The 24,714-nt window shown below is 32.1% G+C and carries 23 protein-coding genes; 15 read left to right on the top strand and 8 right to left on the bottom strand.

Features of this window, described 5'->3' with window-relative positions; genetic code table 11:
• The first annotated feature begins 19 nt into the window (after window positions 1–19).
• The 5 genes from BC952_RS08100 (at window position 20) to argH (ending at window position 4,697) form a co-directional block, all read left to right on the top strand.
• Window positions 20–400 carry a GxxExxY protein gene (locus BC952_RS08100; protein ID WP_121365121.1) on the top strand — a complete coding sequence of 127 codons (381 nt, stop codon included), beginning with the start codon at window positions 20–22 and terminating at the stop codon, window positions 398–400.
• An 85-nt stretch (window positions 401–485) separates the two neighbouring features.
• Window positions 486–1,433, top strand: coding sequence for an N-acetylornithine carbamoyltransferase (locus tag BC952_RS08095; RefSeq protein WP_121365120.1), 948 nt, complete (start codon window positions 486–488; stop codon window positions 1,431–1,433).
• Window positions 1,423–2,208, top strand: coding sequence for an acetylglutamate kinase (gene argB, locus BC952_RS08090; RefSeq protein WP_121365119.1), 786 nt, complete (start codon window positions 1,423–1,425; stop codon window positions 2,206–2,208). The genes BC952_RS08095 and argB overlap by 11 nt, the downstream gene beginning before the upstream one ends.
• Window positions 2,205–3,275, top strand: coding sequence for a M20 family metallo-hydrolase (locus BC952_RS08085; protein ID WP_121365118.1), 1,071 nt, complete (start codon window positions 2,205–2,207; stop codon window positions 3,273–3,275). The genes argB and BC952_RS08085 overlap by 4 nt, the downstream gene beginning before the upstream one ends.
• A gap of 141 nt (window positions 3,276–3,416) precedes the next feature.
• Complete coding sequence (gene argH / locus BC952_RS08080; protein ID WP_121365117.1) at window positions 3,417–4,697, top strand: argininosuccinate lyase; 1,281 nt, start codon at window positions 3,417–3,419, stop codon at window positions 4,695–4,697.
• Window positions 4,698–4,781: 84 nt separating this feature from the next.
• Here argH and ytxJ read toward each other — a convergent pair whose 3' ends face one another.
• A complete protein-coding gene (gene ytxJ / locus BC952_RS08075) occupies window positions 4,782–5,171 on the bottom strand; it encodes a bacillithiol system redox-active protein YtxJ (protein ID WP_121365116.1) in 390 nt (129 codons plus the stop codon).
• 145 nt (window positions 5,172–5,316) lie between these two features.
• Here ytxJ and clpB point away from each other — a divergent pair, with 145 nt between their 5' ends.
• Window positions 5,317–7,920 (top strand): ATP-dependent chaperone ClpB, encoded by a 2,604-nt coding sequence (clpB, locus tag BC952_RS08070; RefSeq protein ID WP_121365115.1) that lies wholly within the window; start codon window positions 5,317–5,319, stop codon window positions 7,918–7,920.
• Between the two features lie 140 nt (window positions 7,921–8,060).
• Here clpB and BC952_RS08065 read toward each other — a convergent pair whose 3' ends face one another.
• Window positions 8,061–8,528 carry an OsmC family protein gene (locus BC952_RS08065; protein WP_121365114.1) on the bottom strand — a complete coding sequence of 156 codons (468 nt, stop codon included), beginning with the start codon at window positions 8,526–8,528 and terminating at the stop codon, window positions 8,061–8,063.
• A gap of 198 nt (window positions 8,529–8,726) precedes the next feature.
• Here BC952_RS08065 and BC952_RS08060 point away from each other — a divergent pair, with 198 nt between their 5' ends.
• The 6 genes from BC952_RS08060 (at window position 8,727) to BC952_RS08040 (ending at window position 13,286) form a co-directional block, all read left to right on the top strand.
• A complete protein-coding gene (locus BC952_RS08060) occupies window positions 8,727–9,596 on the top strand; it encodes a DUF808 domain-containing protein (protein ID WP_121365113.1) in 870 nt (289 codons plus the stop codon).
• Between the two features lie 480 nt (window positions 9,597–10,076).
• Complete coding sequence (locus tag BC952_RS08055; RefSeq protein ID WP_121365112.1) at window positions 10,077–11,237, top strand: hypothetical protein; 1,161 nt, start codon at window positions 10,077–10,079, stop codon at window positions 11,235–11,237.
• Between the two features lie 45 nt (window positions 11,238–11,282).
• On the top strand, window positions 11,283–11,447 hold the full coding sequence (locus BC952_RS14850) for a hypothetical protein (protein WP_167445732.1): 165 nt from the start codon (window positions 11,283–11,285) through the stop codon (window positions 11,445–11,447).
• Window positions 11,448–11,642: 195 nt separating this feature from the next.
• A complete protein-coding gene (locus BC952_RS08050) occupies window positions 11,643–12,152 on the top strand; it encodes a GNAT family N-acetyltransferase (protein ID WP_121365111.1) in 510 nt (169 codons plus the stop codon).
• 176 nt (window positions 12,153–12,328) lie between these two features.
• Entirely contained in the window at window positions 12,329–12,868 is a 540-nt protein-coding gene (locus tag BC952_RS08045; protein ID WP_121365531.1) for a MepB family protein, read from the top strand.
• Between the two features lie 163 nt (window positions 12,869–13,031).
• Window positions 13,032–13,286, top strand: coding sequence for an FUSC family protein (locus BC952_RS08040; protein WP_121365110.1), 255 nt, complete (start codon window positions 13,032–13,034; stop codon window positions 13,284–13,286).
• A 623-nt stretch (window positions 13,287–13,909) separates the two neighbouring features.
• Here BC952_RS08040 and BC952_RS08030 read toward each other — a convergent pair.
• The gene (locus BC952_RS08030) at window positions 13,910–14,113 is read right to left on the bottom strand and encodes a hypothetical protein (protein ID WP_121365109.1); all 204 of its coding nucleotides are present in this window, start codon (window positions 14,111–14,113) and stop codon (window positions 13,910–13,912) included.
• Between the two features lie 314 nt (window positions 14,114–14,427).
• On the opposite strand from BC952_RS08030, the gene BC952_RS08020 reads away from it, so the two are divergent.
• Together BC952_RS08020 and BC952_RS08015 are read left to right on the top strand one after the other, a co-directional pair.
• Window positions 14,428–15,654 carry a site-specific integrase gene (locus tag BC952_RS08020; protein WP_121365107.1) on the top strand — a complete coding sequence of 409 codons (1,227 nt, stop codon included), beginning with the start codon at window positions 14,428–14,430 and terminating at the stop codon, window positions 15,652–15,654.
• A gap of 43 nt (window positions 15,655–15,697) precedes the next feature.
• Entirely contained in the window at window positions 15,698–16,063 is a 366-nt protein-coding gene (locus tag BC952_RS08015; RefSeq protein WP_121365106.1) for a hypothetical protein, read from the top strand.
• Between the two features lie 60 nt (window positions 16,064–16,123).
• Here BC952_RS08015 and BC952_RS08010 read toward each other — a convergent pair whose 3' ends face one another.
• From BC952_RS08010 to BC952_RS07995, 4 genes are all read right to left on the bottom strand, one after another.
• The gene (locus tag BC952_RS08010; protein WP_121365105.1) at window positions 16,124–17,101 is read right to left on the bottom strand and encodes an HNH endonuclease; all 978 of its coding nucleotides are present in this window, start codon (window positions 17,099–17,101) and stop codon (window positions 16,124–16,126) included.
• 5 nt (window positions 17,102–17,106) lie between these two features.
• Window positions 17,107–18,411: a hypothetical protein gene (locus BC952_RS08005; protein ID WP_121365104.1), complete on the bottom strand. Its 1,305-nt coding sequence runs from the start codon at window positions 18,409–18,411 to the stop codon at window positions 17,107–17,109.
• A gap of 131 nt (window positions 18,412–18,542) precedes the next feature.
• Entirely contained in the window at window positions 18,543–19,244 is a 702-nt protein-coding gene (locus tag BC952_RS08000) for a uracil-DNA glycosylase family protein (RefSeq protein ID WP_167445730.1), read from the bottom strand.
• A 265-nt stretch (window positions 19,245–19,509) separates the two neighbouring features.
• Window positions 19,510–20,715 (bottom strand): site-specific integrase, encoded by a 1,206-nt coding sequence (locus tag BC952_RS07995; RefSeq protein WP_121365102.1) that lies wholly within the window; start codon window positions 20,713–20,715, stop codon window positions 19,510–19,512.
• Between the two features lie 203 nt (window positions 20,716–20,918).
• Between BC952_RS07995 and BC952_RS07990 the strand changes: the two genes are divergently transcribed.
• On the top strand, window positions 20,919–23,411 hold the full coding sequence (locus BC952_RS07990) for an ATP-dependent DNA helicase (protein WP_121365101.1): 2,493 nt from the start codon (window positions 20,919–20,921) through the stop codon (window positions 23,409–23,411).
• 89 nt (window positions 23,412–23,500) lie between these two features.
• On the opposite strand, the gene BC952_RS07985 is transcribed toward BC952_RS07990, so the two are convergent.
• Entirely contained in the window at window positions 23,501–24,568 is a 1,068-nt protein-coding gene (locus BC952_RS07985) for a hypothetical protein (protein WP_121365100.1), read from the bottom strand.
• Between the last annotated feature and the right edge of the window lie 146 nt (window positions 24,569–24,714).

The raw sequence follows: 24,714 nt of genomic DNA, 5'->3' as shown, positions 1-24,714 counted from the left end.
ATTAATACAGATTTTTAAAATGGATTTAAAACATAAAGAATTAACGGATGGAATTTTAAAAACTTTTTATGAAGTGTATAATGAATTGGGCTATGGCTTTTTAGAAAAAGTATATCAAAATTCAATGTATATAGAATTGAAAAATAAAGGATACCAAGTTGAAGCTCAGAATAAAATTAAAGTTTACTATAAAGGAACTGAAGTTGGAGAATATTATGCAGATTTAATAGTAGAAAATCTAGTGATATTGGAACTAAAAGCAGTTGATTATATTGTAAAAGATTTTGAAAACCAAATTTTAAATTATTTAAGAAGCAGCGATTGTGAAGTAGGTCTACTTTTAAACTTTGGAAAGAAACCTGAATTCAGAAGGAAAATTTTTGAAAACAACAGAAAATAAGAAATAATAAAAATTCGTTTTTATCCGTATCTTCGCGATAGCGAATCCGTTTAATCCGCGTCCAAAAACCTAAAATATAATTACAATGAACTACATCTCCATACAAAACATAGATTCGCTCGATAAATGGGTGAAACAAGCATTGAAAATCAAGAAAAAACCACTAAAAAACAAAAAACTGGGTAAAAACAAAACCTTAGGAATGTTGTTTTTTAATTCCAGTTTGAGAACGCGTTTGAGCACGCAGAAAGCAGCTTTGAATTTAGGAATGAACGTCATGGTAATGAATTTTACCAATGAAGGTTGGACACTTGAATTTGAAGATGGAGCCATCATGAACTCCGGTGCTTCGGAACACATTAAAGAGGCGGCAGCAGTGGTTTCTCAATATTGCGATATTGTTGCTATCAGAGCTTTTGCCGAATTGGTAGACAAAGAAAAAGACAATGCCGAAATCGTACTTTCAGGTTTCTTAAAATATGCTACCGTTCCAGTAGTAAATATGGAAAGTGCCACGGGACACCCGTTGCAATCTCTTGCAGATGCCATTACTATGGCAGAATACAAAACAAAACACAGGCCAAAAGTAGTTTTGACTTGGGCACCACATCCTAAAGCTTTGCCTCAAGCTGTGCCTAATTCTTTTGTGGAAATGATGCAGTTACAAGATGCTGATTTTGTTATTACGCACCCGGAAGGCTATGAATTGAATCCTGAAATTACTAAAGATTCCAAGATTGAATACGACCAAAACAAAGCTTTCGAAAATGCCGATTTTATCTATGCAAAAAACTGGAGCAACTATAAGGAGTATGGTCAGATTACAAATTCCGACCCAAACTGGACTGTAACTGCCGATAAAATGAAACTGACCAACAATGCTAAGTTCATGCACTGTTTGCCGGTAAGACGTAACGTAATTGTAACCGACGAAGTGATTGACAGCGAAAATTCAATTGTTATCGAACAAGCCAACAATAGAACCTATGCCGCACAATTAGTTTTGCAAAAAATATTGGAAAATGGAAAATAAAAAACCGGTAACGATAATAAAAATTGGAGGGAACATCATCGATAATCCAACGGAATTATCACAATTTCTATCTGATTTTTCTAGGATTGAAGGCTATAAAGTACTCGTTCATGGCGGCGGAAAATCAGCTTCCAAAATGGCGGAAAGCATTGGTTTAGTACCTCAAATGATTGATGGAAGACGCATTACCGATGCCGCTATGCTTGATGTAGTTGTGATGATTTATGCAGGTCAAATCAACAAAAATATCGTTGCTCAATTACAAGCAAATTCCACCAATGCAATGGGTTTTTCCGGTGCTGATGGGAATTTAATTCAATCCGATAAAAGAAACCACCCAACAATCAATTATGGATTTGTGGGCGATGTAAAAAAAGTGAATACACAATTATTAGAAACGTTACTTTCAAATGATATCGTTCCCGTATTTTGCGCTATCACACACGATGGAAAAGGACAATTATTAAATACCAATGCGGATACGAATGCCAGTGAATTGGCGATTGCTTTATCAGAAGTTTTTGATGTCACTTTGAATTACTGTTTCGAAAAACCCGGTGTTTTATATGATGCAGAAGATGATTCTTCCGTAATTGAAAACATCAATCAAGAATTATATACCAAATTAAAAGCCGAAAAAGCGATACATTCAGGCATGATTCCTAAATTAGACAACTGTTTCAATAGTTTATCTAAAGGAGTTCAAAAAATAAAAATTGGTCATCACAGAATGTTACAAGACAAGACCGCATTGTACACTACAATTACACTATGAAGAGTATAGAAATCCTTACACAAGAAGCCATTGCGCTATTAAAATTGCTGATTGAAACGCCTTCCTTTTCAAGTGAAGAAGACCAAACAGCGCTTTTAATCGAAAATTGGTTTAAACAAAATAATATCCCTTTCGAAAGAGAGAATAATAATATTTGGGCTTTCAATAAACATTTTGATAAAGCCAAACCAACACTTTTACTCAATTCGCACCACGATACCGTAAAACCGAACCAAGGTTATACCAATGATCCTTTTGAAGCCATAGTGAAAGACGGTAAATTATTTGGATTGGGAAGCAATGATGCGGGTGGTTGTCTGGTTTCGCTTTTAGCCACTTTTGTACATTTTTATTCGAATGAAAATCTGCCTTACAACATTGTGATGGTCGCTTCAGCCGAGGAAGAAAGCAGCGGAAAAAATGGATTAAACAGCGTATTGAAACATTTACCGGAATTGGAGTGTGCCATTGTTGGTGAACCAACCCTGATGCAATTGGCCGTAGCCGAAAAAGGTTTATTGGTACTCGATGTCATCGTAAAAGGTACAGCCAGTCACGCCGCACACAACAATCCAGACAATCCTATTTACAATTCGATACCCGCTATTGAATGGTTTAACAGCTATCAATTCGAAAAAATATCGGAGGTTTTAGGTCCCGTAAAAATGACCGTAACACAAGTCACAGCCGGAAAACAACACAACGTAGTTCCCGCGGAATGTCATTTGGTTGTCGATATCAGGGTGAATGATCGCTATAACAATCAGGAAATTTTAGATACCGTAAGAAAACATTTAACTGCTGAAATTAATCCGCGTTCGATGCATTTAAACGCATCTTCGATTCCTGTTGCACACGGATTAGTACAGGCCGGAATTGCCCTGGGAAGAACCACGTATGGTTCGCCTACCCTTTCAGATCAATCGGTTTTGAGTTGTCAATCCTTGAAATTAGGACCGGGAGAAACCCTGCGGTCACACTCGGCAGACGAATTTATATTTATAAACGAAATAGAAGAAGGAATCCAGTTGTATATCAAAATACTAACTGATTTTTTCAAACAATAAAAGCCATCCTGAGCGCAGTCGAAGGAGGAGCTAATCCCGCTATACGTTGCAATCTTTTATTTTTTAAAGAAAAAAATAAAAGGATTTCCACTGCTATCGGGGCTAAAAATCTAACAGTCTAAAAATCTAATTATCCACAATATGAAACTTTGGGAAAAAGGAATACCAACCGATAAGCAAATTGAACATTTTACCGTTGGAAACGACAGAGAACTGGATTTAGTTCTGGCAAAATATGATGCATTAGGTTCTATCGCACATGCAAAAATGCTGGGACAAATTGGTCTTTTAACAGACTCTGAAACCGTTTCTTTGGTTTTGGCTTTGGAAGAAATAATAAAAGATGCTGAAAACGGTAATTTCGAAATCGAAGACAGCTTTGAAGACGTGCATTCCAAAATTGAATATTTACTAACAGTAAAACTTGGGGACGCCGGAAAAAAAATTCATACCGCCCGTTCTCGTAACGACCAAGTTTTAGTAGACGTTAATTTATATCTGAAAGATGTCGTTAAAGAACTAAAAGAGCAAGTAAAAAGCCTTTTTGATTTACTGATGGAATCAGCTGAAAAACACCAAAATGTTTTGTTACCCGGTTATACGCATCTTCAAATTGCGATGCCCTCTTCTTTCGGAATGTGGTTTTCTGCTTACGCCGAAACTTTGATTGATGATATTACGATGTTGAATGCCGCTTTGAAAATTGTGGACCAAAATCCATTAGGTTCAGCCGCTGGTTACGGAAGTTCGTTTCCTATCAACAGAACATTCACCACTCAGGAATTGGGTTTTGAAACTTTAAAATTCAATTCGGTAGCGGCACAAATGAGCCGTGGAAAATCAGAGAAAACAGTCGCTTTTGCTATGAGCAGCGTGGCAGCAACTTTGGCAAAGTTTTCTATGGATGTTTGTTTGTATATGAGCCAGAATTTTGATTTTATCACTTTGCCTTCGCATCTTACAACAGGTTCGAGCATTATGCCGCACAAGAAAAACCCAGATGTTTTTGAATTGATTCGTGGGAAATGCAACAAAATTCAAGCGTTGCCATACGAAATAACATTAATCACCAACAACCTCCCAAGTGGCTATCACAGGGATTTGCAATTGTTGAAAGAAGGATTGTTTCCAGCCATTCAAAACCTGAAAGCCTGTTTGGATATCGCAATTTTTGCAATTAAAGATATTAAAGTAAAAGACAATATTCTTGCGGATCCAAAATACAATTATTTGTTTACCGTTGATACTTTAAATGAAATGGTAGTTGCAGGAATGCCTTTTAGAGATGCATATAAAGCCGTTGCCGAACAACTTGAAAATGGTACTTTTCAATCTCCAAAAGAAACTAAACATACACACGAAGGAAGTATCAACAACCTTTGTTTGGATGCCATAAAAAAGAAAATGGACGATTCTTATTAATTCAAGACCAAAATAGTTGTTACAAAAAAATCCATTCGCTTCAACGAATGGATTTTTTTATATTTTAAATTTAGGTTAATTATTTTAAACCTTTTTACCTAATTCTTCCGCATCAATATCACTGTGCGAAACATTATAAATAGCTTTTCCTTCTTTAATTAAAATCAATTGCGGGGATTGATGCGTCACTCCAAAACGATGCGCTATTTCATTAGAAATATCACGATGTGCTATTAAATCTAAAAAATAAGGCGTAACTTTATCTGAGATATTAAACTCATTTTCAAACTGTTTCAGCGCCATCCTACTTACACTGCATCGGGTACTGTGTTTAAAAATAGCTACAGGCTTTTCATTCGAAATAGCAATAATTTCATTCAGTTGCCCTAAATCAGTTAGTTCATTCCAGCTGATTTTGTTTTCGTTTAAATCCTTGTCGTCTGAACTATTAAACATATTTTTAAAAAAACTCATAATTGTCTTGTTTTAAGACATTTTGACTTTCAAACATGATAAAAATCATGAAATTTCTGTCAATTTGTCTGTATTATTGTATTGGAATATAAATTGAATATTGATTCGCAAAGTTAATCAAATAACCACAAAACAATAAAACATCATGAACATAAATAAATTCACAATCAAATCGCAGGAGGCCATACAGCTTTCGCAACAATTGGCACAAAGCCAAGGACAGCAACAAATTGAAAACGAACATATTTTCAAAGCAATTTTTGAAGTCGATGAAAATGTGGCGCCTTTCATCTTGAAAAAATTAAACGTGAATGTTCCTTTATTTCTTCAAATATTAGACAGCACGATTCAGAGTTTCCCGAAAGTTTCCGGTGGCGAAATAATGCTATCCCGAACCGCTAACACAACTTTGAACGAAGCCGAAATTATCGCTAAAAAAATGAATGATGAATTCGTTTCTGTAGAGCATTTAATTTTGGCGATTTTTGATTCTAAAACTAAAGCTGCCCAAATATTAAAAGATCAGGGCGTAACCGGAAAAGGCCTGAAAGCCGCAATAGAAGAATTGCGAAAAGGAGAAAGAGTAACTTCGGCATCTGCTGAAGAGACCTATAATTCATTAAATAAATACGCCAAAAACCTCAACGAACTAGCTCGATCCGGAAAACTGGATCCTGTTATTGGTCGTGACGAGGAAATTCGCAGAGTATTGCAAATTCTGAGCCGTCGAACTAAAAACAACCCAATGCTAGTGGGAGAACCTGGAGTGGGGAAAACTGCTATCGCTGAAGGTTTAGCACATAGAATCGTAGATGGAGACGTTCCTGAAAACCTAAAAGATAAAATTGTGTATTCTCTTGATATGGGAGCATTGATCGCCGGTGCCAAATACAAAGGAGAATTTGAAGAGCGATTGAAATCTGTGGTGAAAGAAGTTACTTCTGCCGAAGGTGATATTGTTTTATTCATTGACGAAATTCATACTCTAGTGGGTGCCGGAGGTGGTGAAGGCGCTATGGATGCGGCAAATATCTTAAAGCCTGCGTTGGCTCGTGGAGAACTTCGCGCTATTGGAGCAACTACGTTAGATGAATATCAAAAATACTTTGAGAAAGACAAAGCACTCGAAAGACGTTTCCAAAAAATAATGATTGAAGAACCAGATACTGAAAGCGCCATTTCTATTTTACGTGGAATCAAAGAAAAATATGAAACGCACCATAAAGTCCAAATAAAAGATGAAGCTATTATCGCTGCTGTCGAATTGTCGCAACGCTATATCACCAATCGTTTTCTTCCGGATAAAGCCATTGATTTAATGGACGAAGCAGCTTCAAAAATACGCATGGAAATCAATTCAAAACCCGAAGAATTGGATGTTTTAGATCGAAAAGTAATGCAGTTGGAAATTGAAATCGAAGCCATTAAAAGAGAAAAAGACGAAAGCAAACTGAAAATTCTAGGTATGGATTTGGCTAACCTCAAAGAAGACCGCAACGAAATCTTTGCCAAATGGAAATCAGAAAAAGATGTTGTCGATAATATTCAAGCGGTAAAAACCGAAATTGAGGATTTCAAATACGAAGCCGAACGCGCCGAACGTGATGGTGATTATGGAAAAGTAGCCGAAATTCGTTATGGAAAAATCAAAGAAGCACAGGAACGTCTTGACATTTTACTGAAAGAATTACAGGAAAACCAATCCGGAACTTCGTTGATAAAAGAAGAAGTAACCCGAGAAGATATTGCCGAAGTCGTAGCCAAATGGACTGGAATTCCGGTTATGAAAATGCTTCAGGGCGAAAGAGAAAAACTGCTGAAACTGGAAGATGAATTGCATCACAGAGTTGTAGGACAGGAAGAAGCCATTCAGGCGGTAAGTGATGCCGTACGCAGAAGCCGTGCCGGATTGCAGGATATGAAAAAACCGGTTGGTACGTTTCTTTTCCTTGGAACAACCGGAGTTGGTAAAACCGAATTGGCGAAGGCCTTAGCCGAATACCTATTTGACGATGAAAATGCGATGACGCGTATCGATATGAGTGAATACCAAGAACGCCACAGCGTAAGCCGATTGGTAGGTGCACCTCCGGGATATGTGGGTTACGAAGAAGGCGGACAATTGACGGAAGCCGTTCGTAGAAAACCATATTCTGTGATATTATTGGATGAGATTGAAAAAGCGCATCCGGACACGTTTAATATCTTGCTACAAGTCTTGGACGAAGGACGTTTGACAGATAACAAAGGACGTCTGGCCGATTTTAAAAATACAATTATCATCATGACTTCTAATATGGGAAGCCCGATTATTCAGGAAAAATTTGAAAATCTAAAAGGAAGTGTAGAAGCTGCAACCGAAGCTGCAAAAGTTGAGGTTCTTGGATTATTGAAACAAACGGTGCGTCCGGAATTCATCAATCGTATAGATGAAATTGTGATGTTCACGCCATTGACCACTGAAAATATTTCTCAAATTGTAGGCTTACAACTAAAAAGTGTTATTAAAATACTCGCACTTCAAGGCATCACCATGGACGCAACTCCAGAAGCTATTGCTTATTTATCTGAGAAAGGATATGACCCACAATTTGGCGCCAGACCGGTGAAAAGAGTCATTCAAAGAGATGTCCTCAATGAATTATCCAAAGAAATTCTGTCAGGTAAAATATCAACAGACAGCATTGTTTTGATAGATGCTTTTGATGGAAAACTGGTTTTTAGAAATCAAACGGAGTTAGTTTCTTAATCGGAATAATTTAAAATTAATGAAAACATCAGTCAAAAGGCTGGTGTTTTTTTATGCCATCCTGTTTTTTAGAATTAACCCGCCAGATTAAATTGCTGTTTTATAATCAGTATCCAAAAAAATAAAAATGCGTTCCAACATTAATTTGTAGCTGCAATTTCACAAGTAGGAAAATGCAGAATTGGAAAATTACACGAATTGGCTATAAAACAGAGTTCATTCGCTTTTTTGTGCAAGCCAATCGCCTCCTCTATTTTATCTTTGTTAGTAATACCAACTTTAGGATTGAGTTTAATGGCAATAAAACGACCGCTTCCGTCAGCCGAAACTTCCAGAGTTGCCTCCGCTTCGTCTGTATATGACACTACATCGATATCATTTTGTTTACAAACATATAAGTAAGACATCATGTGACAAGAAACCACACTGCTCAATAACAGGTCTTCAGGGTTATACAAAGCGGAATCTCCTTTGAAAGCTTTGGCAGCCGAAACATGAAGAACAGCCTTGCCATCAATGGATATAGAATGACTTTTAGTATATTTCGACGTTTCCTTTTTAGAAAAAAGCCAATCTAATTTAGCTTTAAATACATGGTTAAAACCCATAATTATTTTTATTTCAAAAGTAAATAAAAACAGTATACTACTGCAGAAAGGTTTGGATGAATATTAACTAAAAATTCACCTCTTTTATAAATAGAGTAAATAAAAAAAGTTTTAGATTCGCAGGAATAAACAAACAAAGCGCCAAAACGGAATTTCGTTCATAAAAAATAGTTCAGCGCAGTTACTAAAACAATCAAAATGGCATCAGGTTTTTTCGCATTATTAGATGATATCGCAGCAATTATGGATGATGTTGCAGTAATGAGTAAAGTGGCAGCTAAGAAAACGGCTGGTATTTTAGGTGATGATTTAGCTGTAAATGCAGAGAAAGCCTCTGGATTTATCTCCTCAAGAGAACTACCAGTATTGTGGGCAATTGCAAAAGGCTCCCTGCTCAATAAAGTAATCATTTTGCCTATCGCCTTTCTGTTGAGTGCATTTTTACCGGTGGCTGTTATCATAATCTTAGTACTTGGAGGACTTTATTTGGCCTACGAAGGTGCCGAAAAAATATACGAATACTTCTTTCCGCACGAGCATGCAAAACACGAAATTTCGTTGGAACCGTTGACTGAAGCACAAATTCTAGCTTTTGAGAAAGAAAAAATAAAATCAGCCATAGTAACTGATTTTATTTTATCCGTAGAAATCGTAATTATTGCATTGGGAACTGTAATTGGCAAACCCATTTCATCACAAATAATGGTTGTTTCCATCATTGCACTCATAGCAACCGTGGGCGTTTATGGGATTGTAGCACTAATTGTACGTATGGATGAAGCGGGTTTAAAACTGATTCAACTGAGTTCTAAGGAAGGAAGTTTCACAAAAAAAGTAGGTACAATTCTGGTACAAGCCTTACCAAAAGTCATCAAGAGTTTATCTGTTATAGGAACTATCGCTTTATTATTAGTGGCAGGCGGAATATTTGTACATGAAATTCCGTTCCTACACGACTTACTACCCCAAATACCGTCCATCATAACCGAATTTTTAATAGGACTTATATTTGGTGCTGTTGTTTTAGGAATTGTAACACTATTCAAAAAAATCATTGGCAAAAAGTAAACCAATCAAAAGGAAGATATTCAAGCTTCCTAAAACTTTCAAATAGTAAGAGAACATCAGTCGCAAAGCTGGTGTTTTTTTATGCGCATTGTTTTTCTATGAGCAGATAATTTACAAGGTTTCCAGTACGAGTTGTCCCGCTGTCCGCAGTATCCACGCCCAAAAGCGTGGGATACTTGCTCCCATCGGGGCTAATTTAGTACTATTTGATTTCCTAAATTCTATAGAAAAAACAGAAATGACTACAACTGAACTAGGAAATATATACCCTTCATAATTGTAAAGGCATTCAATAAAGAATCCTTTTGATAATTTGTAAGAAAATTTTAATATATTTGAGAAAACATAAATCGAAACAAACTTTCGCCAATCTACCCGTATTTAGGTGTATATACGAAGGTTTGTAGCGCTTATACATTAGTTGGCAGTAATGTTAGCACAGACAGAGAAATAATACTTTATTAATAGAACAATATCTTAATGATTAAAGACTACTTTGATTTAAAAAACGAGTATTTTCTAGACTTTCTAAATGATTTATTTGGAATTAGAAAAACAAAGAATTGGGATGAAATTGCTAAAAATGTAACTTTAGAAAAAGTAAAAAGAACATACAAAGTTTTTGCAGAAGTATTTCCTAGAAACTATGACTATTTAGGAGAGCTTGAAAAAACGAAAGATACTTTCTCAACTATTCACTTCGGTAATATTAAAGCAAGTAAGATAATTGATGAAGTAGTACGATTTTCATTGTATTCGGATAAAATAATTGTGTTTCATCCTCTCCAAAACCCATCAATAACAAATCAAAAATTTGATCCGCGAAAAAACCCAAAATTATGGCTTCAAGATTTTTTAGAGGCTTTGTATTTTTATATTATTATTCAAAAATGGGTAAAAGCAGGAGTTGTAAAATTAATTATAAATCCTTGCGATTATGATACGGAGTTAAGTGAAATAATTAGAAGTCAAGCTACAAAAAGAGTATCAAATTTAGAGGATCAACTATTATATGGTAATTTTGACAAGCAGATAATGTATGAAACTCTAGCAGAGATATTAGGGGGTAATTTTGTAAATAAAAGCAAAACTCACATTGTTGAATCTCTAATAAAAATGCAACAACCAACATTTACAGAAGATGAGGCAATTGAATTTGCCGAATTTATAATTAATTGGAAAAAAAATATAAATCCCCTTTATAATAAATTAAACATTCCACTCGAGGGAGATATGCTAAAGGCAACAAGAGGTGGTGGATCCCTTGAATCTATAATTAAAATATCAGAAATTACAAATGCAAATATTTATACTGCATCAGAATCTAATTGGAATCAAATAAAAGATTTTGGAAAAGATGATTTCTGGTTAAAAGCCAATAAATTATACTCGAATATGCCATTAACTTTTTTAAATAATGTTGATACAAATTTTGCTCTTGAATTAAGGAAAGAAGAAAAATTATCAGGTGTAAGACGCCAATTAAAAAAAATTTATTCAGAACTAAATGATATTAGTATTGAAAACTTAAATGAGCAAAAGGTTAAAGAATTGCAAGAAGAATTTATTGATGAAGTAAAAATAGCTGAAGCAGAATGGATGGATATAAGAAAACAAGCTGAAAATTCAAGAAGATATTAGCTTATAGCTAGCTTAGGGACTCCGCTTATAGAAAATAATTTATCGATGATTCCTTTAGCTTTTGGTTCAATTGCTTGGCTTTATAGAACTGAAAAAGAAATGATGCAAAAAGAAAAAATACAAAGGCAAAAAAACTCTGTTTCGGTATTTGTTGATTTAAAAAATCAGAAGCAAAGTTTTTTTACAACATTTAAAAATTCAATATTATAATAAAACACAACTGCCAACAGCCATTTTGAGCTAGCTGGAGTTTAGTGGAATTACCGTTTCGCATCAAGTTTAGAATAAGCCGAAAATTGAGCGTTTACGAACTTCCAGCCATCTCAAAGTGGCATAACGTTATGCTGTAATTGCATCACTAAATAATCAAATTATCTAACTCGAATTACCAGAAAAAAAGATTTCATGAACACAATTCATAACACAACTGTTGATGATTTTGAATTTATTTGTCAACTTTTTGATGAAGCAATACTTTATCAAAAGAACAAGGGTTTTCCTGTTTGGAATGGATATGACAAAAATGTATTAAAAGCTGACGCTAAAAATAAACTTCAATTCAAAATTGTTGAAGAGGATACAATTTTATGCGTTTTTAGTATTTGTTTCAATGACCGAATTATATGGCGTGAAAAAGAGAAAGAAGACGCTATTTATTTACATAGAATTGTGGTTAATCCAAAATATAAAGGACAAAAACAATTTGAAAAAATCCTTTCTTGGGCTAAAGAGTTTGGAAAACAGAAAAACTTAAAATATGTAAGAATGGATACTTGGGGTGATAATCAAAGTATTTTGAATTACTATCAAAGTTATGGTTTTAAGTTTATTGAAAACTATACAACGCCCACAACAGAAAACTTGCCAATTCAACATAGGAATTTATATTTGGCATTACTTGAATACTGCATTTAAAAATAAAAGCAATAATACACCAACAACTATCAAAATGGATTTGGCAATAGACTAAAGGGAAAGATGATTTTGTATTTGGGATGATTTGGCAAATCCGCTTTGGTACCAGAACCTTAGCTGTAAGTATAAAACGATATTCAAACAAAAAACGAACAAACAAAATATTGACAGGAAAAATGACAACCGAAAACACTTTAACACTTTTAAAATCAATTCATAGCGACCTAAAAGTTGTAAAAGAATTGGTTTATGACAAATGTGGGTTTGATTTCACAAACTTGAAACAGAACACAGAAAGTAAACAATACGGCGCATGCACTTTTGAACTTAACGGAAGAAAAATTCAACAACGAATTTCTAAAATTACACCTAAAAAAGCAGGTCAATTTGTAACGGTGTGGAAACGAAACAAAGATGGAATTACTGAACCTTTAGACAATTTTGATTTTGTAATTATCACAGCAAGAAATAACGATAATTTCGGACAATTTATTTTTCCGAAATCGGTGTTGGCTGACAAAGGAATAATAACACGAAACGGAAAAACTGGAAAACGTGGAATTAGAATTTATCCAACTTGGGATTTTGCAATAAATGAACAAGCGAAAAAAACACAAACTTGGCAGACAAAATATTTTATGATAATTAAAAGTGACAACGCAACTGACTTTGATTTAGTAAAGAGATTATTATCACAAACAAACGAAAATAATTAACGAATAATAACAACGAACTGCTAATAAGGGTTTGGCAAAAGTGAGGCTTTAGTTACTAGGCTGAACATTTGTACTTTCTAAAGCCCACCTTCGCTGAGCTCAAAAACGTTAGCTTATGTTATGCTGACGACTGCATAATTAACAACATGAAACAAAATAAACAATGACAAACAAAGACTTTTCAGAATTCACTGACCAAGAATTATTAGACGAAGCAAAAAAAATGAAATCATTTTCGATTACTAATGCCTTGATTATTGGATTTTTAGTGGGAATAATATTTTACAGTATTGTTAAAAACAGTTGGGGGATACTTACATTAATTCCTTTGTATTTTATCTACAAAATGATTAATGACCCTAGAAATAAAAAAAGAAAAGACTTGGAAGAACTTTTGAAAGTAAGAAATTTGAAATAATCAATAATTAAGGTTGAATACGTTTTAAATTGATTTTAGCCAGATTAAAATATAACTATTTAGTGTTTTTTTTTGAATTAGTTATGAACTTATATAAAAGCTGAACTCCAATCAAAATGAATCGCTTATCACGGAAACCCATCCAAGCAAATGCATTCCACTTGTGAACACTAAAAAATTGAACAACAATTAATTTTAATAATCACGAACGTGACAATTGCACTAAAACTTGGAGTGATGGAAAAGCGCTCCAAATAAAAAAATTAGTAGCCATTAAAACAATTTATAAATCCTGTGAATTGGAATCATCACACCTTGTTTCAACAGCACGTTTTTGTCTGTAACAGCCCAAGCGGTAGTGTCTACAAATTTTTTGGATTCGGTATACTCAAAGAAAATTTTAATTTTAGAATGCTCTAAATTCCCAAGCGATAACGCTCTATTGATTTCACTTGTTCCAATTTTTATTTCGTTAACATCATCAAGAACCTCTGTTGTTGGAAATTTAAGAAGAGCGATATCTTCTTAATCAATGCTTTTGAATTCGTCTGTCATAATTGTAAAAATTAAATTAATTATAAAACATAGTAATTTAGCAACGCAAAACTTAACTCATTTATCAGCTATACTACTATATATACATTACTTAGAAGCTCGTGAACATGAAAAAAGCAAACAAATATAATTTTTTTATAAGCGCAAGCAGGCTTATTACTTAAAGAAATCGTTTTAGACTCCCTTTTATTGTGGCGCTTAATTTCCACCACCAAAGGAAATCCATCTTCAATCTCTTTCCGTGAAGTCACCAGTTTAATTTCTATTTTCATGTTTGTGATTTGTTCGTGAAAATGTCGCAAAATGTTGCTTTTTGTTGTGGTAAATGTAGGAAATTATAAAATACAAAAATCACTAAACGCAAAAAACCCACTGAATCCAGTGGGTTTTGTTGTGAAGGCAGAAGGATTCGAACCTTCGACCGCCTGCTTAGAAGGGAGGATAAATTTAGTTTCCTATGCTTTCTTATGTGTTCTTTTCCTTGATATACAACGCATTACAACTTATTTTGTTTGCCTATTTCTTTCTTTTATTGTAGTTTTGAGTGCAAATGTTCGACAAATGTTCGACAAAAACTTAAACTAATATGACATCCAGTAAATTCACAATCAGGAAAAAACCTAACAAAGACGGTAAAAACACAATTGTTTTAACTTTGGTAAAAGACAGAAAAAACACTTTGATTTCAACAAAATACTCTTGTGATCTTGAAGATTGGAGTTTTGAATCTGACAGATTAAAAACTTCAAACAAAAAGCATAAAATTATTAATGGCTTTATTGAAAAAACCAATAAAAAAGTTGAAGATTTCATTGACGAAAGAATAAAACTTGATGAAGATTATTTATTAAGCGAACTTGTAAATGAAATAAAAAGAGATGATCCAAAGTCCAACACTTCCGATTACTTTGGCTTTCATCAAGAAATTACGGATGAATTTTATGCCTCTGAAAAAATTGGCACTGCGGATATATACAAAGAAACCTTAAAGTCATTGCAAAAATTTTCGAAAAGCAATACTTTAAAATTTACTCAACTGAATTTTGAGTATTTACAAAAATACGAATCCTTTTTAAGAAGTAACGGTGGAACTGATAGTGGAATAAGTATCAGAATGAGGACAATCAGGGCAGTTTTGAATAAAGCAATTATGAGAAAACAGATTCCTGAACGGATTTATCCATTTAAAGACTATAAAATTTCAAAATTAAAAAATGAGGCTAAACGAGATTATTTATCAGAAATGGAAATTGGGCTACTTCTAAAAATAGACGTTTCAAATAATGCAAAACAACAATTTGCAAAGGATATGTACCTTCTTAGTTTTTATTGTAGAGGTATGAATTTTATAGACATTACTTGTTTGAACACCTCAAATATCTTTGATACTCAAATGTCATATACTCGAATAAAAACAGGCGTCCATTTGGAATTTGAATTACCTCCCCTTCCAACAGAAACTCTTGATTTTTACAAAAGTAAATCTTACGGAGATTATTTGCTACCTATCTTAAGGGAAAAAGGTTTAACAAAAAAGCAAATTAAATATAGAGAAGAAAAAATATTAAAAGAAGTCAATAAATCGTTGAAAGAAATTGCCAACCTCGTAGGTGTGAATAAGAATATTACTTTTTATACCGCAAGACATTCCTTTGCAACCTATTTAAAATTTAATGATATACCAATTGACGCTATTAGTGAAATGCTTGGGCATACCGATATAAAAACAACACAAGCATATCTGAATAAATTACCCAATAAAAAATTAGATAAAATAGCTAATGATGTTTTTAAAAATTCAAAAATTTTGTAAATAAAAAAACTTATTTTTATACTATAACCTTTAAAAAGAAAAAATGATAACACAAGAACAAATTAACATTTCAATTCAAGTAGTAACTGAAATCGAAAAATACCCAGAAAGTGTGCTTTTTTTATTAGATAATATCGCTGATGATAATTGTCAATGCAATGCCGATTTGCAATTCGTAAATGAAACCTTAAAAAGACACAAAAATCTTCTGTTAATGCTTGATATTGCAGAAAGTCGCTATGATTTTATTGTAAACGCTGTTTTTCATTACAGGATCTTATTACTCGAAAACAAATTAAATCAGGTAAATGATTATATTAGTCGAGAATTGGCCCAAAGAGACATAATAGACCTTTTCAAATACTATAATAGTATTAAAATTGAAATACCGGAATCGTATGTATTCTAAAACTTGTATTTATTGCTAATACAGCCTTTTTCCAAAAAATAATTTATATAGGACAACAAATTATTTTTTTATTTTCCTAGCTATTGAACCTCCGCCCCAAATATTTCTGCCGCCAATGTGATTTATTGTATTATGTTTATCATATGCAACTAAGTCAATAATACCAACTTCTTCATTATGATGCCAAACAAATCCAAATATTCTTCCTTGTTGTTTGCCTGAATTCTTTTGAAGAATATCGTTTTTTTGTTTTTCTAACATTTCTAAAGGATCAATTATATTTCTTCCCTCAGAAATAATACCACCATTTTCAGCAAATCTTCTATTTTGAATCATCAATATTTCCTCTATTTTTTTTGGGTTTTTTAAATATTCCTTTCTCAAATTTGCTCTACAAATTTCAAATTGAACCTTATCAGGACTTTTAAAAAATACAGATTCTAGAGAAGGAGCTCTAAAAGCTCTATATTTACTGAAATCAGGAACAATGGCCGATAAATTTAAACCTTCAAAATGGATGTTCTTTTTGATATATGGGATATCATTTTTTACTGTTCCAAGAAGTTTTTTTTCAACATTACTGCTTTGAACATTAAGTATTAGTTCTCCTTTGGAACCGTTTTTTATCCAGTTTTCTGCTTGATTTAAATAGATTAAATTGGTTCTATGAGATTCCGAGTTAATTATTTTTTTATAAGCTATAACTAAATCAGGATTATTATTGAATTTTAGAATATTTGATTTGAAAAATTTTGATTCATTTACAAATAGCGAAGCTTCATGATTTGAAAGGTTATTTAAAACGTTTTTTAAAATAGCTTTATTAAAACCATTTTCTATTACTGCATATTCAATTTCTTTTTTTGTTAAAGATTTAATTACTGCTTTTGTTCCAGTTTCTACAGATGTTTCAATAGTTTCTTTAGCAATTGTTTTACCAACAGTTTCTATTACTTCTTCACCTGCCTTTTTACAGCTAGAAAAGATAATTAAAAATAAAAGAAAGAATGCTAGTTTTTGTGATTGTAATAATTTCATACTATTCAAATTGAAGTGAAAAATAATTCGGTATTTAAGTTTAGGTCATCTAAAATCATAATTGATGTTTTATCAAAATGGGATGAAAAGTTTGCTTCAAGATTTGTATTTATTTCATTTTCAAGTTTTATTTGTTTTTTTGGAAAATACCAAATAGAGACGGCTAACAACACAACACCAAGAAATGTTTTTAAATTCTTTGCAATATTGCCTGATTCATCATAAATTTCATTATCTCTTTTTTCATAGAACAAATAGCTTCCCAATGCCCCAACAATAGATAATCCTGCTGTAATTGGTGATTTCGCAGTATGTATTAAATCAAAGAAAAAAACAACTCGCTCTTCATGTGCTCTTAGTTCATCCGCATAAAATAATTTTATAAGAATATGTCTTACCAAAGCGAACGTAAATAAACCTAACAATATTTCAAAAAACCAAAGTCCAAAATTATCGACTAATGTCAAATTAAATTGACTGATGATAGGTTCAATGTTGATGTTATTTTTTGGTTTAAATTTAAATTGGTTTAAAGATATATCTTGAGATCTATCGGTCTTTATTTTTTCAAGTTTCGCTATATAATCATGTTTTAAAACTAAAAGAGCTTGATAATTTTTAGCTATGTTTTTAATTTCATTTTCAGCTTTTTTGATTGAAAAATAAGAATTATAAATTCCTTCCCATTTTTGTTGAAGATCTTTTTTATAAACAGGTTTTATGTAACTAATATCCCAGTTAGAGAATTTTCCCCAAAAAGTACTTTTAGTATGTATCCAAGATATTTGACCTAAATTTTTCCAAAATCCTTTCGAGAAGAAACTAAATTGATAACTTGACAACTCTTCTGTTTGTCTTTCTATATAGTAAGGAATATAGCTTTTTAACTTGTTTTGAATAATTTCATTGTTATTAAACTCATGCTTTTTTATGTCATTAAGTTTTAAGTTAGAAATTTTTTTGGTTTCACTTTTAATCCAATCACCTTTAACAAAATCGCTCCTTTTTTTTTGATTGTTATCTTTGATAAAATCATCTTTGCCATCTTGTGAATAATCTTCAAAAATATCTTTAAGCCTTTCTTCACCATCTTCATTGAGTTTTATCAAACCTAAATCTACACCTAATATTACTTCTTCAGGCCATTCTAAAGCATTTGAAAGCGTTTTAATTGGTAATTGTTCATTTACTAAAAGAAAGCTTGTGGTTTCGGAAGGAGCTGTTTCTTTTTTTTTTTCATTTTTTGAACATGAAAACGAAGTAATTAGAAGAACTAATAGAGATAAGCTTGGAAGTATTTTTTTTGTCATTTGTGGATATTCTTTAAGAAATAAATGTAAGATTGTTTTGTAATGTTTTAGGATTATGATAAATATCAAATACCTTTTGCGCTTTCTATTTTAAAACCAGGAATATAAAAACAGTAGCGGTTTTACGATTTTTATAACTTGATTGAATTTATTATTGCTTCAAAATATTGATTGATGTCATTTCTCCACAAATAGTTGGGATGATAAGTTCTAAAAATATTTTTACGCTTATTATACTGTAGTTCTGCAATTTGCCTGGTAGAAAAACCTTCGTTTAAATGTGAAAATTGAACACCTTTTAATATTTTCGAAATATTGGTGTCATAATTTGGTCCCGATATGAATAAAATAATATCTGGATTAAGAATTTCTATTTCCTTTTCTAGAACCTTAAAGTTACTTAGTTCCGTACTGTAAATATGGTTTTGAGGATGATTTTGGTCTCTACCGGAAGCCCCAATTTTCACTACATTATTCCATACGTAAGATATTTTTTTATCAGGAAATTTATTCTCAAGTAATGAACTAAATCTATTTATACCATTCCAAAAATGACCTCCATAAGTATTTACAGCATATCCTGAATTGTAGAAGTCATCGTATATTTCTAGAATTTCATCAATGTTTCCTGTAAAGTTGTTTCCCCAGTCATTAGTTTCTTGACCAAGAATCATAACTTTCACATCAGATTCTAAGTACTTTGTTTCATCAATACTAAGTAAAAGTGGGTTTGTGGGTTTTTGATTTAAATCTTCATTATTCAAAATTTCATTTAATTCTTTTGTTAAATTCGGCCAGTGAATTGCATACAATTCTTGCAAACGTTTATTCATGATATATTGTTTAGTTAAAATATTACACAACATGTATAAACCCGGTATAAGTAGTGTGCATACCAATAATTTGTAAAGCTTAGTACTAATTTGTGACGGGTTTCTCCTTTTCAAATACATGCAAAAACCACTACAAAAAATAAAAATAGTCATACTGTTGTGGACTAGTTGTGCAAATTTATATTTTTATATTTTTATTAGTTTACGGTTTCCCGTAATTGATTTTTTTATTACGAAATAACTTTAAAGCATTTGTTATGATTTCTTATTTTAGTTTTACTGCCAGATTTTTTATAGCTTCACTTACTTTCTTTTGTACTACTTTTCCATAGCTTTCTTGAGTGATTGTCATGCTGGAATGTCCCAATAATTCTGAAACGATTTCCATTGGAACATCATTATAAAGTAAAACAGTAGAGGCAAATGTTTTTCTGGCCGTATGGTGTGTAATTCTTTTATCGATTTCTGTAATAATTGCAATTTCTTTAAGGTAGGCATTGAATTTTTGATTGCTTAAAGCTGGGAATACGAAATTACTCTCTATTAAATATTTGTCGATAATTTCTTGTGCTTTTGGAAGTAACGGAATGGAGATTTGACGTTGTGTTTTTTCTCGCTTCATCTTGATCCAATTCATGTTGTCGAAACCTATCTGGATATTTTTTATTTTAAGATGTGCCATTTCATTATAGGCTAATCCTGTGTAACAACAAAAAATGAATAAGTCCTGGATTATGCTTAATCTTTTTAATTGGAAAGTGGAATCTTCGATGATTTTGAGTTCTTCATTAGTGAGGAAAATAACTTCTTTGTGTACCTTTTTTGATTTATATAATATAAATGGATCTCTGTCTAAATAACCTTCTGAAATAGCTTGTTTGATAGGTGTTCTAAGCCTTTGAATGATTTTGTTAATCGTGATTTGCTTTATGCTTTTCACGGTTTTTAAATAGTAGTCAAAATCATCCAGAAACCGTAAGCTTAATTCTTTTAAAGGAAAGTCAGCTTTTTTAAATTGCCATTTTATGAATGCTTCTAAATGGTTTCCAACATAAACGAATTTTTCGTAGGTGTTTTGTTTTATTTCTATGCCTACCAGTTTGTGGATCCGCGATACATATTTCCTGTAACAAGATAATATGTACTCTTCCTTTCTAATTGGTATGCCTTTGTATTCATTAAAGATATTATCTAGTTTGCATGGAATTCCCTGAAGTTGAAATACCAAAACAATATTGCAAATCTTGACTTGAATACGCTCTAATTGAGCATTTATATATTTGTGGTTTGGCTCTAGGATTGTTACTTTTTGAAGTTTGCTTTCCCAATATTTTGGGTTTACAAGAAGCCCAGTATTAAATTGCTTTCGTTCTTTGTTTAATGTTATTCTACAATTTACTGTACATAAGCCTCGTTGATTGGTTCTGGCTGCATTTATTATAAATAGAATTGTGATTTTTTCGTTGTGCATTTTATTTCGGATTTTATTTTATTAATTGTTGCAGATTTTTTTTAGGAAATATCTTTCTATTGATTAATGAGTATATTCGTGAAGCCTTTTAGGACGATATAGAGCTTCGAGTGTTCAAGATAAATATAGAAAGTATTAAATCCATTTACCTATTGGTAACATAATTAACCAATAGAAACTGTTCAAAATAATTACAATCCAATATGGAAATCAATTTAGAAAATAAAGAATTTCAAAATGCTCTGGAATTAATTGAAAATACCAACCAAACTTTTTTTTTAACTGGAAAAGCGGGAACCGGAAAATCTACTTTTTTAAAGCATATTATTAAAACAGTATCTAAAAATTTTGTAGTAATAGCCCCAACTGGAATAGCAGCTGTAAACGTAAATGGCGTTACAATTCATTCTTTTTTTTCTTTTCCTTTAAGGCCAATATTACCTGATGATGATGACATTAAAACATTTTCAAAAGGTTCTGAAAAAAGATCTGTAATAGAAGCTATGGATACTCTTATTATTGATGAAATATCTATGGTTAGGGTAGATATAATTGACGCTATTGATTGCTCATTAAGAAGAAATAGTGGTAATCCAAATTTGCCTTTTGGTGGCAAACAAGTTGTTTTCGTTGGTGACGTTTTTCAGCTCGAACCTGTAACGTCAAGTAAAACAGGTGAGTATGAAATAATAAAAGAAATATATGGGAATCCTTATTTTTTTAGTGCCAAAGTTTTTAAAAAAATAAACTTCTGTACCGTAGAACTTTTAAAAGTTTACAGACAAACAGATCTGGATTTTATAAACCTTTTGGACAAAGTCAGAATCAAAGAAATATCGCAAATAGATTTAGATAAAATAAATACTCGATTAATTTCTGATAAGGAATTGATTAATAATGAATTTACAATAATGCTCTCCACGACTAACGATATAGCCAATAGAGTTAATCAACAAAAATTGATTGAAATCAGCAGCAAGTTATTTAATTATAATGCAGAAATATCGGGTGTCTTCGATGAAAGTAAATATCCTACAGATATAGAATTAAACTTAAAAGTTGGTGCCCAAGTAGTTTTTATAAAAAATGATTCTGAAAAAAAATGGTTTAATGGTACAATAGGTAAAATAGAGAAACTTGAAGACAAGAAAATAATTGTTAAACTCGAAGATGGAAACACACATGATGTAGAGCCCGTGGTTTGGGATAACATAAAATTCCAGTATAATAGAATACTAAATAAAATTGAATCTGAAGTTATTGGTACTTTTCAGCAATATCCTTTAAAACTGGCCTGGGCTATAACAATCCACAAAAGTCAGGGTTTAACATTTGATAAAATAATCATAGATTTAGGTCGGGGGGCTTTTGCAAGTGGTCAAGCTTATGTTGCATTAAGCAGGGCAAGAACAATCAAAGGTTTATTCTTAAAAAGAAGAATATTTACTACAGACATTATAGTTCACAACGAAGTGAAAAAGTTTGCAAAATCATATAATGATGAAACAGTAATTGTAGAGAGTATTAAACAGGGTAAAGAGCTTGCGGAAAATAAAGATATAGTAAAAGAAATTTTTTTAAAAAACCCAAAGTTATTTGTTGATTTGATTTCAAGATATTATTCTTTAAATGATAAACTAATTGAAAAATATAAAGATGTTTGGAGTTGGCATAGTTTAGCTATCTTTAATAATCAGCCTTTGAGTGTTGAATCGATTGAAAAGTTTAAAGATAGTTGGGAATGGGATACTTTAAGTGAAAATAAAGCACTTCCTTGGTCGCCTGAATTAATCGAAAAATTTTCAGATAAATGGAATTGGAACAGATTAAGTTTCAATGAGGCACTTCCTTGGTCCATCGAATTTATTGAACGATTTTCAGATAAATGGGATTGGGAAGGATTAAGTAGCAATGAGGCTCTCACCCGGTCACTTAAAGTTATTTTAAGTTATGAAGACAAGTGGACTTGGGAACGATTAAGTTATAATGAAGGTCTACCCTGGAGTTATTTTATTATTTTACTATATTCACAAAAATTAGATTGGAAAAAACTAAGTGAAAATAAAGCTATTCCTTGGGATTGTAAATTAATTGAGGAATTTAAGGATAATTGGGATTGGAGCGAATTAAGCAGCAACAAAGCTCTCCCATGGTCTATTGAATTAATTGAAAAATTTAAAGATAATTGGAACTGGAATAAATTAAGCAGCAATTCTGCTCTTCCATGGAATAATAAATTCTTTGAAAAATACTTAAACGAATGGGACTGGAGCGGATTAAGTAATAATGTTAATATTTTGTGGACAGAACAATTCATTAGAGAGTATGAAGAAAAATGGGATTGGAGACTTCTGAGTTTTAACAAATCGTTTCCGTGGAATATAGAATTTATTGAACAATATATAGATAAATGGAATTGGCTTGGATTTAGCAGTAATGAGAATCTTCCGTGGTCTATTGGTTTCTTTGAAAAACATGAGGATAAATGGCTTACTGATGAAAAAGATTGGCGTAATAAAAGAATTTTTATGTTTTTAAGCAAAAACACTTCACTACCATGGTCAGTGAAATTTATAAATAAATTTCCAGAAAAATGGAAACCTTCTGAACCTATATGGAAAACTTTACAGCCTTATGTTGATGACAAAATGATAGAACTAATTTGTAATGAAAAAGAAAAAAAATGCACAAGATAGCACTGGACTAAAATTACATAAACGTTGGTATAAATATTAGCAAAGTGCGAACACTCTTTTTTAATTAGATCTATTCAATACATAATCTACTAATCTAAAATATCATCCGGTTTATTGATTAAGGGATCAACCCAATCTGCTTTGTTAGTTGCCCAATCTATCCATTCTAATTTTTCAGGAGTTAGATTATTGATATTGATTGCCTTTTGTTTTACAGCTTCAATATATTGTCTAATTATGAGGGTTTTGTTATATTGTTCTGAAAGTTTAACTAATCTATTAAATTTATCAACTTCTTCGTCCCTGCGTTTTTTAATTTCTGCTTTACGTTTTTCCTCTTCTTCTCGTTTTAAATTCACTATTCGAGAGTGCTCTTTCCATTCTTTCTCTTTTTGGGCTTCGATTTCAAGTTTTGCGACAATTCTTGCCAAGTATTCTTCAATTTTCACTTTGCCATCTCTCCATTCTTTTTCACAAGAGTATTTCCCTATTTTGAAAATAAATTCGCCTATCGGTTCTAATGCTGTACCGCTATAAGGAGGTTTTGCTGGGACTCTTTTAGATGCTTCTCTTAAATCTATTTCAATAAAAATCCCATCTATAAGTACTCCGGTATCACTATATTCTTTAGAAATTGTATGTCCTCTATATCTAATTAATTTCGTAAAAGTATCCATAAATCGTAATGCTCTTTCCCGATTACTTTTTTCAACCCTGATAGGATATTTAATTCTATTGTCTTCTCGATATGAAGTGAATGAAATTTTACCTTTCCAATATTGTTTGGTTTGAATGGTAAGAATATCTGGTTTTGTTATTTCATCAGGAACAATTAATGGAGCATTAGGATCATTCTCAATTTCTTTGGTTCTTATAGTTAACGGTGCTTGATCAACGTTTATAGAATTGCCTTCTTTCCTTATCGTTAAAACGATTTTATCAACCCCACCAAAGACTGGATTCAGTTTTTCTTTTGTGAACTTTTTATTGAATTTTAGTTTTGACCAATAACTACCATCAGGCATTGGGATTTCAAATTGTTTACACAATTTTTTTATTCCGTCATTCGTGTATGCATATTGCTGTGTCAACTTTGAAAGTGTTGTTGACCATACAATGTCATATAATTCTTTTCTAGTTAATTCGATGGTTTCCATAAAATACCTCTTTAAAAAAGACAATTAAAGGTACAATATGTTGATTAAAAAATGAAATTAGCGAAATGAAACAAACAAAGATGTCAGTTTAGTAATACTTAAAATAAATGAGGATTTCGTTCAGATAAATGAGCTAATGATAGCAT

The organism is Flavobacterium limicola, from assembly GCF_003634755.1.
Classification (GTDB): domain Bacteria; phylum Bacteroidota; class Bacteroidia; order Flavobacteriales; family Flavobacteriaceae; genus Flavobacterium; species Flavobacterium limicola.
This window is presented reverse-complemented; position numbering and strand designations above follow the sequence as displayed.

What these genes read in the sequence shown, in the direction of transcription:
- BC952_RS07990 (WP_121365101.1), top strand. Translation starts at nt 20,919, where the DNA reads ATGGAAATCAATTTAGAAAATAAAGAATTTCAAAATGCTCTGGAATTA.
- BC952_RS08005 (WP_121365104.1), bottom strand. Translation starts at nt 18,411, where the DNA reads ATGACAAAAAAAATACTTCCAAGCTTATCTCTATTAGTTCTTCTAATT.
- BC952_RS08010 (WP_121365105.1), bottom strand. Translation starts at nt 17,101, where the DNA reads ATGAAATTATTACAATCACAAAAACTAGCATTCTTTCTTTTATTTTTA.
- BC952_RS08020 (WP_121365107.1), top strand. Translation starts at nt 14,428, where the DNA reads ATGACATCCAGTAAATTCACAATCAGGAAAAAACCTAACAAAGACGGT.
- ytxJ (WP_121365116.1), bottom strand. Translation starts at nt 5,171, where the DNA reads ATGAGTTTTTTTAAAAATATGTTTAATAGTTCAGACGACAAGGATTTA.
- BC952_RS14850 (WP_167445732.1), top strand. Translation starts at nt 11,283, where the DNA reads ATGATTCCTTTAGCTTTTGGTTCAATTGCTTGGCTTTATAGAACTGAA.
- clpB (WP_121365115.1), top strand. Translation starts at nt 5,317, where the DNA reads ATGAACATAAATAAATTCACAATCAAATCGCAGGAGGCCATACAGCTT.
- BC952_RS08000 (WP_167445730.1), bottom strand. Translation starts at nt 19,244, where the DNA reads ATGAATAAACGTTTGCAAGAATTGTATGCAATTCACTGGCCGAATTTA.
- BC952_RS08050 (WP_121365111.1), top strand. Translation starts at nt 11,643, where the DNA reads ATGAACACAATTCATAACACAACTGTTGATGATTTTGAATTTATTTGT.
- BC952_RS08045 (WP_121365531.1), top strand. Translation starts at nt 12,329, where the DNA reads ATGACAACCGAAAACACTTTAACACTTTTAAAATCAATTCATAGCGAC.
- BC952_RS08030 (WP_121365109.1), bottom strand. Translation starts at nt 14,113, where the DNA reads ATGAAAATAGAAATTAAACTGGTGACTTCACGGAAAGAGATTGAAGAT.
- argB (WP_121365119.1), top strand. Translation starts at nt 1,423, where the DNA reads ATGGAAAATAAAAAACCGGTAACGATAATAAAAATTGGAGGGAACATC.
- BC952_RS08095 (WP_121365120.1), top strand. Translation starts at nt 486, where the DNA reads ATGAACTACATCTCCATACAAAACATAGATTCGCTCGATAAATGGGTG.
- BC952_RS08085 (WP_121365118.1), top strand. Translation starts at nt 2,205, where the DNA reads ATGAAGAGTATAGAAATCCTTACACAAGAAGCCATTGCGCTATTAAAA.
- BC952_RS08015 (WP_121365106.1), top strand. Translation starts at nt 15,698, where the DNA reads ATGATAACACAAGAACAAATTAACATTTCAATTCAAGTAGTAACTGAA.
- BC952_RS07995 (WP_121365102.1), bottom strand. Translation starts at nt 20,715, where the DNA reads ATGCACAACGAAAAAATCACAATTCTATTTATAATAAATGCAGCCAGA.
- BC952_RS08055 (WP_121365112.1), top strand. Translation starts at nt 10,077, where the DNA reads ATGATTAAAGACTACTTTGATTTAAAAAACGAGTATTTTCTAGACTTT.
- BC952_RS08060 (WP_121365113.1), top strand. Translation starts at nt 8,727, where the DNA reads ATGGCATCAGGTTTTTTCGCATTATTAGATGATATCGCAGCAATTATG.
- BC952_RS08065 (WP_121365114.1), bottom strand. Translation starts at nt 8,528, where the DNA reads ATGGGTTTTAACCATGTATTTAAAGCTAAATTAGATTGGCTTTTTTCT.
- BC952_RS07985 (WP_121365100.1), bottom strand. Translation starts at nt 24,568, where the DNA reads ATGGAAACCATCGAATTAACTAGAAAAGAATTATATGACATTGTATGG.
- BC952_RS08100 (WP_121365121.1), top strand. Translation starts at nt 20, where the DNA reads ATGGATTTAAAACATAAAGAATTAACGGATGGAATTTTAAAAACTTTT.
- BC952_RS08040 (WP_121365110.1), top strand. Translation starts at nt 13,032, where the DNA reads ATGACAAACAAAGACTTTTCAGAATTCACTGACCAAGAATTATTAGAC.
- argH (WP_121365117.1), top strand. Translation starts at nt 3,417, where the DNA reads ATGAAACTTTGGGAAAAAGGAATACCAACCGATAAGCAAATTGAACAT.